Consider the following 6,265-nt stretch of genomic DNA (forward strand, 5'->3'; position numbering starts at 1 on the left):
CCGAAAACTTCGATGCTTTCATCGCTTCCGCTCCTCTCCCAGCCGGGAAACTACAGCGGAAAACTCCAATTCTGAACGGTCCAGTTTCTGGGGATCAGATCAATTCTGCTCAGGCGCGAGGGCGAGGCATCGGTTATCAACCGCATCTATCGGCTATACCGCGAAGAAGGACTGGCCGTGCGCAAGCGACGCTCCAGGCGCCGAGCGGTAGGAACGCGGGCACCGATCCTGGTTCAGGCGAAGCCGAACGCGCGCTGGTCGCTGGATTTCGTCCATGACCAGTTCGCCTGCGGCCGGCGCTTCCGCGTGCTCAACATCGTCGACGACGTGACGCGCGAATGCCTGGCTGCGATCCCGGACACCTCGATCTCCGGCCGCCGGGTGGCGCGCGAGCTGACGGAACTGATCGCCCGGCGCGGCAAGCCGGGCATGATCGTCTCCGACCACGGCACCGAGTTCACCTCGAACGCGATCCTCGCCTGGTCGAAGGATCATCAGGTGGAATGGCACTTCATCGCGCCGGGCAAGCCGATGCAGAACGGCTTCTGCGAAAGCTTCAACGGGCGGATGCGGGACGAGTTGCTGAACGAAACCCTGTTCTTCGGCCTCGACCATGCCCGAACAACCATCGCCGAATGGGCAGACGACTACAACCGATCGCGCCCACATTCGGCGCTCGAATACATCACGCCTGCGGCCTATGCCGCCAATCTCACCGCAACGGACGATCGGCTGCGCAACCCCAACCAGCTCCGCCGATCACCCGTTGCTCAACCCGCGCCATACGGCGTAAAACCCGCCGAGGCTCTAACTGCAGCCGGATGAAATTCAGTGGCAGGTCACGTCCTGACGGGCTCGGTCGATCCGACCCTGGCGGCCGCCATCGTGGATGCCTTGCGTGTGCGGCGGTGATTGCGCTTGCCGGCGACGTGAAGGTCGTGGTGGCGACGCAGCCGGTCGACTTTCGCCGCGGCATCAACGCCGCGGATTGCCTGCCTTCGACACGCCTTGTTCGTGATCGATCGTGCCGCTCTTCCATGGGGAAGGTGCCAGTCCCGCGTAGGCGGCCACCTGCCTGCGGTTGTTGAAATGCCGGAACAGCCCTTCGGCGTGGAGGATCGTCGCGAATTCCGGCCCGATGCCCTTCAGCTTGAGCAACATCGCCGCCGGCGTCGAGGCGTCCACCGCCATCGCGGCGAGCAGCGCGTCGCGCTCGGCCTCCACCGCCTTGATCTGGCCGAGCAGCAATTCGAGACGGTCAAGTTCGCGGCCGATCTGGGCCTTCATGCGGGCCGGCAGGGCGCGGCCATCGCCGGTCCGCAGTTCTTCCAGGCGATCGCGGCGGTCGCGGCGCAAAGGCTCGTAGTCGCGGATGCCCTGGCTGAAGAGCAGGCCTTTGATGCGGTTGACGTGCTCGACCCGTTCGGCGACCAGCACCTTGCGCTCGCGGTTGGTCCGGCGGCGATCCTCATTCTCGGGCGTCGGCACCCGGACCATCGAGCAGACGCGCGGCTCACCCCGCTTGACGGCCAGCAGGGCGCGGATCAGCGCCTCGCCATCAGCCGATCCGTCTTGGCACGACGGTGGCGGCGCGACACCGCGATCGATGCCGCATCGACGATGTGACTTTCGATCCAGTCCTCGCGGTTCAGCACCCAGAAGCCGTCCAGCCCCGCCTCCTGGATCATCACTTTCGAGGCCTGCTCAGGCTTCACTCGCGTTACGGCCCATCGGATTGCTCAACCGCCCAAGGCGGCCTTTGTCACGAGGCTTCGACCCGGCCAGTTACCCGACCGAACCGCTCGTCAGTTACCAGACCAATCGACTACTTTCTGGGTGGAACCTTCCTCCACTGGTGATACGCGCCGTCGGGGCGCACTGAGATATTCGGGCTAGCCAGTCGAAGATTGCGCCATTGGATGTGTCGCAGCGAGACCAGCGTTTGCGTCGTCGATGATGCTGGAGGGCCTGTCTTCCAAGGGAAAGTGAAGTCCGATCCAGGAGCACTGACCGAGTTGCTCCGCAAACCCGCACCTCCCGCGGAGCGCATCGGGTTCGAGACAGGCGCCATGTCCAACTGGCTCTGGCATGAGGTTAAACGGGTCGGATTGCCGGTTGTCTGCATTGATGCTCGACATGCGAAGGCGGCACTTTCAGTTCGAATGACAAAAGTGATGAGAACGATGCCCGCGGCTTGGCAGAGCTGGTTCGCGTCGGTTGGTATCGGGAAGTGAAGGTCAAAAGCGCGGAAAGCCAAGCTACCCGATCCATGCTCGTCGCACGGTCAAGACTTGTTGAGATCCGGCGCGATCTCGAAAACCAGACACGGTCCATGATGAAGGAATACGGGCTGCAGTTCAGTCGATCGATTGGGTCACAGTTCCGGCGAAAGGTTTGGGAGCTGGTTGCTGACAGCCATCCGCTTCGGCCTTTGGTTCAGGCGCTTCTGTCTGTCCATGAACAGGTCTGCCGTGAACGGGAGAAGCTAGATCGGCAGGTCCGGCATCTCGCTCGTGAAGACGAAAGAAGAAGGCAAAGGTGGCGGTCGCACGGAAGATCGCCGTTCTACTTCATTGCATTTGGGTTGATGGCACCAGCTTCGAGTGGGGCAGCGAAAAGATGGCGTAACAAATCCGCACTCGATCTCAATTGCGGGCCCGTTTCCGGAACTCGCGATGTCCCCGCCGGGACGGTGGTTGCGGCGATCTCGGTCAAACGGCTGACAGCAGTTCATCTGCATCTGGTTGGAAACGTTGAGGCGCCCGACCCGAACATCATCATGAGGCACTCGACCTCGGAAAGGACCATGACCCCGGCGATGGCAGTGCGAGATCCGGATTGACAACTACCCGCAAGGGGTGTGTGACGGCCACCTTGCTGCAAACCTGCAAACGGACAGCATCCGAGCAGTCCGGGCTGCGCCGAATCGCTATGTTGCCTTGCTGGCCGGCGTGGAGGTGCCCCTCATCATCGCTCCAGCCTATCCGGCCTGCTTGGGGCGATAAACACCCCAGGCTACATTCTGTCGGCTTTCGCTCGATTTTGTACCGTTCGCGACCCCTTGTTCGTCTAGGTAATTTCTCGTTTTCGCTAAGCGCATATCGGGGAAAAACAATATTGCTTCGCTTACAAGTTCGATCGTTCAATGATTTGCAAGCGAGAGAGGCTGTCATCGGCCGACTTGGTCCAACGGAAGAGCTTCACCAGTTTCACCAGTTGGCATGAGTTTTGAAATCCGGTTGGGTAGCAGTGGCCGCCGGCGCCGACGAGGCACACTTGCTTACGTGGGAAGGAGCTGTGATGAAAACCGTCGATCAACGAACCGCCCTGGAGCACACCGCGCACAAGCGTATCAAGGAGGTCCTTGGCCTCGATGGCAACGCCGATCGTTTAGCCAAGTTCTATCGCCAATGGGCCAGCACCTACGATCTGGACGTTGTTCAATACGGATACTGCGGGCCGATCATCGTGGCGGAACTCGCAGCTGTTGTACAAATGGCCTATTTGCCCAAGGAACGAGCAGCCACGGCAATTTTGGACGTCGGCTGCGGAACAGGCCTCGTTGGAGTGGAACTGGAACGCCTCGGATTCCGGTTGATCGACGGGTGCGATCTATCCGAGGAGATGGCCGAAAAGGCCCGGGAAACTCGCGTCTACCGCGATGTCAGAGGCGATGTTGATCTTTGCATGCCGCTCTCCGGATACTCGGCGAGCCATGATATCACGGTATGCTGCGGCGTCTTCACGCTCGGGCATGTCCAACCAGACCGGCTGCGTGAGTTAGCCCGCGCTACGCGCCCGAACGGGTTCATCATCGCAAACACCCGCAGGAGCTATGCGGATGCCACCTGCTTCGCAGACGAGGTGAAGCGTCTGCAGGACGCGGGTGTACTCGTGCTGACACAATGTCTAAAGGACGGCAGATACGTCACGGAGGAGGACGCTCATTACTGGGTTTTCCGGATACCTGAAAAGGCCAGCTCACCAAGTATATAGAGGCTCCACGATTTGCTGACGGGCCGACACACGGCAACGTCTATAATGGAGTATTGCAACATGACGGCACGATCAATCGCGGAATCTAGGCGGCCCCCAGAGAGCGCTGCCGTGCGTCATCAATGTACGCCTCCACCTACGGTCGGCGAGCGGCACCATCGTCAACGTCGGCTCAATCGAAGGGCTGGCTCCAATATGGAACTCGCGGCCTACTGCATCTCCAAAGCCCGTATCCACTGCCTCACGCGGGCGATGGCGATCGACAATAGCGAAGGCGTACGTTGCAACGTAGTTGCGCCGGTGGATCGACACCGACACAAAAATGTGGATCTCATGAGGAACCTGCCGATCCCCAGCGTTCCCGCCCAAAAGGTCGGAAGTTAATCCTTTCTGTAGGCCTCCACTGGGGCCGGGTGCCGATGTTAAGCCTGCCGCAGTAAGGGGCAGTTTGCGCTTCCGAAGCAGAGTCACAGCGCTTCTGTCAAACAGGTCGTCGGCACGCGCAATGGACGATGCAAATTTAGTGAAAAGGTCAGTGTTGGACGGGCCCACGGAATCCAGTTTCGAAGAATGACGGTCTCATCCCGCGAAGCATTGGCGAACATAGCGTGGTTTGCTGGCGCGTCTCGATGCAATCTAACTGGAGGTAATTAAATGGTGTCGAATGTTGCTTTGGACGAGCGTCGAAATGTTGCTGTTTCGGCGGGGGCCTCGTGGTCCTTTCCGATATATCTTGAGCGGGCTCAAGGTGCCGAGATCTGGGATGTTGAGGGACGGCGATATATCGACTTCCTGAGTGGAATGGGTGCTCTCGCGGTTGGACACTCGCATCCAAAGGTTATCGCTGCCATCCAGGCGCAGCTGACAAAATTCAGCCACACTTTCTTCGGCAATACTCCTTATGAGAGCTACATCGCCCTAGCTGAGCGTTTGAACCAGCGTTGCAAGGTGGGCGGACTGGCCAAGACCTTGCTCGTCACGACCGGCGCAGAGGCCGTCGAGAATGCCGTCAAGATAGCCCGCGCCTATACCAAGCGGCGCGGCATTATTGTCTTCGGCGGTGCGTTTCACGGCCGCACGCTGTTGACGATGGCGATGACGGGAAAGGTAGACCCATATAAACAGTCGTTCGGACCGTTTCCAGGGAATATCTTTCGCGCGCCCTATCCGGATCTGTATCGGGGTGTCAGCGTCGAGCACTGCCTTTCGGCGTTGGACACGCTGTTCGAATCCGAAATTGAGGCGAGTGCGGTCGCGGCGATCGTCATCGAGCCGCTTCTGGGTGAAGGTGGCTTCATTCCCGCGCCCATTGAGTTCATGGCAGGTATCCGGCGCCTTTGCGATCAGCATGGCATCGTTCTTGTCGCCGACGAGGTGCAATCCGGCTTCGGGAGAACCGGCCGCCTGTTTGCCATAGAGCATAGCGGCATCGAGCCAGACTTGCTGCTGATGGCCAAGAGCCTGGCAGCTGGCATCCCGATTGCCGCGATAGTCGGCAAAGCGGCGATTATGGATTCGGTTGCCGCCGGCGGCCTGGGCGGGACCTATGCGGGCAACCCGTTGGCATGTGCGGCTGCACTGGCCGTGCTGGATGTCCTCGAGAAGGAGAACCTGCTTGGCCGCGCATGTGAGATCGGAGAGCGTCTCACCGCCGGCTTGCAGCGAATTCAGAATAAGCGAAACCGCACAGTGATTGGCGACATCCGTGGGCTGGGTTCGATGATCGGCGCCGAACTGGTCGAAGATGGAGAAGCCCGCAAGCCCGCGCGCGCCCTTACCGCCAAAGTCATTGAGGAAGCCGCCCACCGCGGTTTGCTGCTCGCATCAGCCGGTCGACACTTCAACGTGATCCGCTTCCTTGTGCCGCTGGTCCTGTCGGATGCGCTTGTCGACGAAGCCCTGGGCATCATCGACGAATCGATCGACGCCGCGCTCGATAGTGAGCTTGCTCCCGCAAAGGCAGCAGCACAGGCCAGGTGAGAACTCATGAAATTTGCAAATCCCTGATGCTTCTGAGTCGATACGCATAATCAATTGAGGTGATTCATGACAGCAACTATCTCAGCCATTCCCGAAGCCGGTATGCCATTTCCTAGATCAGAATACGAGCATCGTCAGGAGAGAGTGCTTGCGGCAATCGATAGGGCTCGTCTTGACGCGCTCGTGGTGACCGCTCACGGCCATCTCCGGTATCTCACTGGATACAATGGGAACGGCGGGTACTTCGCTCCGTTCCCATTGATAATGGTGCCAGGGCAGCGCCCGACCT

The 6,265-nt window shown here is 59.9% G+C and carries 4 protein-coding genes and 2 pseudogenes; 5 read left to right on the top strand and 1 reads right to left on the bottom strand.

Annotation, left to right across the window (positions count from 1 at the left end):
• Nucleotides 1-102: 102 nt before the first annotated feature.
• Nucleotides 103-825, top strand: a pseudogene (locus tag NKH37_RS33765) (IS3 family transposase); the annotation flags it as partial.
• Nucleotides 826-981: 156 nt separating this feature from the next.
• Here NKH37_RS33765 and NKH37_RS33770 read toward each other — a convergent pair.
• Nucleotides 982-1,691, bottom strand: a pseudogene (locus tag NKH37_RS33770) (IS110 family RNA-guided transposase); the annotation flags it as partial.
• Nucleotides 1,692-2,194: 503 nt separating this feature from the next.
• On the opposite strand from NKH37_RS33770, the gene NKH37_RS33775 reads away from it, so the two are divergent.
• The 4 genes from NKH37_RS33775 to NKH37_RS33790 form a co-directional block, all read left to right on the top strand.
• A complete protein-coding gene (locus NKH37_RS33775) occupies nt 2,195-2,842 on the top strand; it encodes a hypothetical protein (protein ID WP_353042551.1) in 648 nt (215 codons plus the stop codon).
• A 458-nt stretch (nt 2,843-3,300) separates the two neighbouring features.
• The gene (locus NKH37_RS33780) at nt 3,301-3,996 is read left to right on the top strand and encodes a class I SAM-dependent DNA methyltransferase (protein ID WP_352814137.1); all 696 of its coding nucleotides are present in this window, start codon (nt 3,301-3,303) and stop codon (nt 3,994-3,996) included.
• A gap of 654 nt (nt 3,997-4,650) precedes the next feature.
• Nucleotides 4,651-5,976: a 4-aminobutyrate--2-oxoglutarate transaminase gene (gabT, locus tag NKH37_RS33785; protein WP_352814139.1), complete on the top strand. Its 1,326-nt coding sequence runs from the start codon at nt 4,651-4,653 to the stop codon at nt 5,974-5,976.
• Between the two features lie 102 nt (nt 5,977-6,078).
• Nucleotides 6,079-6,265: aminopeptidase P family N-terminal domain-containing protein (locus NKH37_RS33790; RefSeq protein ID WP_353042553.1), on the top strand; the 187-nt coding region annotated here is incomplete at its 3' end.

This window comes from Mesorhizobium sp. M1217 (genome assembly GCF_040318275.1).
Classification (GTDB): Bacteria; Pseudomonadota; Alphaproteobacteria; order Rhizobiales; family Rhizobiaceae; genus Mesorhizobium.